Genomic DNA, 2388 nt, shown 5'->3' with positions numbered 1-2388 from the left:
ACTGGGAGCGCATCGCTCCCGGCACGCCGTACCGCGACGGCTGCTGACGCCGGCCGACGGGCCCCGCCGGGAGCCGGACTCAGTTGCCCACGCCGAGGCCGGCCATGAACGCGGCCGGGTAGCGGTCGCCGCGGGCCGCGCCCCGCGGCACCGCCTTCTCGATCTCGGCGAGGTCGTCCGCGGTGAGGTCGAGGTCCAGCGCGGGCAGCGCCTCGGTCAGCCGCTCGCGGGTGCGGGGGCCGACCAGCGGCACGATGTCCTCGCCCTGTGCGGCGACCCAGGCGATGGCCAGCTGGGCGACGGTGCACCCCTTCGCGTCGGCGACCCGGCGCAGGGCCTCCACGAGGGCGAGGTTGTGTTCCACGTTGCCGCCGGAGAACCGGGGGCTGAGCGCCCGGTGGTCACCGGTGCCGGCGCCGCGGCCGGCGGTCCAGTGCCCGGAGATGAGGCCGCGGCCGAGGACGCCGTACGCGGTCAGGCCGATGCCGAGCTCCCGCAGCGCGGGCAGGACGTCCTCCTCGACCGCGCGGGAGATCAGCGAGTACTCGATCTGCAGGTCGGTGACGGGATGCACGGCGTGCGCCCGGCGGATCGTCGCCGCGTCGACCTCCGAGAGGCCGAGGTGCCGTACGTACCCGGCGTCGATCAGCTCCTTGATCGCACCCACGGTCTCCTCGATCGGCACCGCCGGGTCCAGTCGCGCGGGACGGTAGATGTCGATGTGGTCGGTGCCCAGCCGGGTCAGCGAGTAGGCGAGGAAGTTCCTCACCGCCTCGGGGCGGCCGTCGTACCCGCCCATGGCCGGGGTCGGTCCGCTCAGCATGCCGAACTTGACGCTCAGCCGGTAGCTGTCCCGGTCGCGACCGCGCAGCGCCTCGGCGAGCAGCAGTTCGTTGTGGCCCATGGCGTAGAAGTCGCCCGTGTCGATCAGCGTGACGCCTGCCTCCAGCGCGGCGTGCACGGTGGCGATGCTCTCCGTGCGGTCGGCCGCGCCGTAGGCACCCGACATGCTCATCGCGCCTAGTCCCAGCGCGGAGACGGCCGGACCGCCGCTGCCCAGAATGCGTGTCTGCATCGTGTACTCCTTCGTGGTCGCTCCGTCACCCACCTTGCGCCGGTGCCGGGGCCACCGGGAGCGGAGCGTTCATCATGGGAGAGCCGCTCCCTGGATCGGCGGGTGCGCCGCGAGGGACCATGAGGCCATGCAACGTGAGGAACTCGCCGACTTCCTGCGCCGCCGCCGCGAGGCGATCCGCCCGGCCGACGTCGGCCTCACCGACGGCCCCCGCCGCCGCACCGCCGGTCTGCGCCGGGAGGAGGTCGCGATGCTGGCGGGCATGTCGGTGGACTACGTCGTACGCCTCGAACAGGGCCGCAGCAGTCAGCCCTCCGCACAGTTGCTCGTCGCGCTGGCCCGTGCGCTGCGCCTCTCCGACGACGAGCGCGACCACCTGTTCCACCTGGCCGGTCACCGGCCCCCGCCCGCCGACGGGGCGGCCCGCCTGGCCCGGGCGGGTCTGGTGCGCATGCTCGACCTGCTCGGCGACACACCGGCCCTGGTCATGTCCGACCTGGGGGAGGTCCTCGCGCAGAACCGGGCGTCGCTTCTGCTGATGAGCGACCTCACCGGCTTCTCCGGCGACCGCCGCTACATCGCTTATCGCTGGTTCACCGAACCGGACGCCCGCGCCGTCGGCCCGGCCGAGGAAGAGGAGGAGGAGTACCACGCCCGCCGGCTCGTGGCCGATCTGCGCGCGGTCGCCGGGCGCCGGGCCGGTGATCCCACGGTCACCGGACTCGTCGAACGGCTGCGGGCCGCGAGCGCGCGCTTCCGCCGGCTCTGGGCGGAGCACGAGGTGGCGGTCCGGCGCGTCGACCGCAAGACGTTCCTGCACCCGCGGGTGGGACGCCTGCTGATGGACTGCGAAACCCTGGTCACCCCCGATCAGCGACAGCAGCTGCTGGTGCTCACACCGGCGGACGCCGAGGCCCGCGAGCGGCTGGAGCTGCTGCGCGTACTCGGCAGCGAGGAGTTCCCCACGGGCACGCCCCACTGAAACGGCCGGCGCGCCGACCCGGCCCGGAACAGGTCCTGGCCGGTGACCTGGGGCCGGCCCGGCGTCAGCACGCGCTGCCGTCCACCCCCTCACCGGCCCCCGTCAGTCCGGCCGGCCCGCGGGCGGCCCGTCGCCGTCCCCGGAATGGCGTAGGCAGGAGGTGACGACCACGAAGGGCCAGAGGGACTGAAGGACCGTCACCACGCGTTCCGCGACGCCCGCCGCGCCGTGGCGGTGCATCTCGACCAGGAACCACACCGCGCCGACGACCATCGAGGCGGTCGCCACGGCCGAGACCGCCGGCCGCAGCGCCCAGGGAGCGGCACGGCCG

Annotated in this window: 3 protein-coding genes; 1 reads left to right on the top strand and 2 read right to left on the bottom strand. The window is 74.2% G+C overall.

The window, feature by feature from the left end:
• Positions 1 to 79: 79 nt before the first annotated feature.
• Positions 80 to 1075 carry an aldo/keto reductase gene (locus tag B7767_RS23485; protein ID WP_085573940.1) on the bottom strand — a complete coding sequence of 332 codons (996 nt, stop codon included), beginning with the start codon at positions 1073 to 1075 and terminating at the stop codon, positions 80 to 82.
• Between the two features lie 127 nt (positions 1076 to 1202).
• Between B7767_RS23485 and B7767_RS23480 the strand changes: the two genes are divergently transcribed.
• Positions 1203 to 2057 (top strand): helix-turn-helix domain-containing protein, encoded by an 855-nt coding sequence (locus tag B7767_RS23480; protein WP_085573939.1) that lies wholly within the window; start codon positions 1203 to 1205, stop codon positions 2055 to 2057.
• Between the two features lie 102 nt (positions 2058 to 2159).
• On the opposite strand, the gene B7767_RS23475 is transcribed toward B7767_RS23480, so the two are convergent.
• The coding region (locus B7767_RS23475) for a DUF998 domain-containing protein (protein ID WP_143652603.1) at positions 2160 to 2388 on the bottom strand (229 nt) is incomplete at its 5' end.

The organism is Streptomyces sp. 13-12-16 (assembly GCF_002114215.1).
Lineage (GTDB): Bacteria > Actinomycetota > Actinomycetes > Streptomycetales > Streptomycetaceae > Streptomyces.
This window is presented reverse-complemented; position numbering and strand designations above follow the sequence as displayed.

Excerpts from the sequence above, each read along its gene's own strand:
- B7767_RS23485 (WP_085573940.1), bottom strand. The coding sequence starts at position 1,075 with ATGCAGACACGCATTCTGGGCAGCGGCGGTCCGGCCGTCTCCGCGCTG.
- B7767_RS23480 (WP_085573939.1), top strand. The coding sequence starts at position 1,203 with ATGCAACGTGAGGAACTCGCCGACTTCCTGCGCCGCCGCCGCGAGGCG.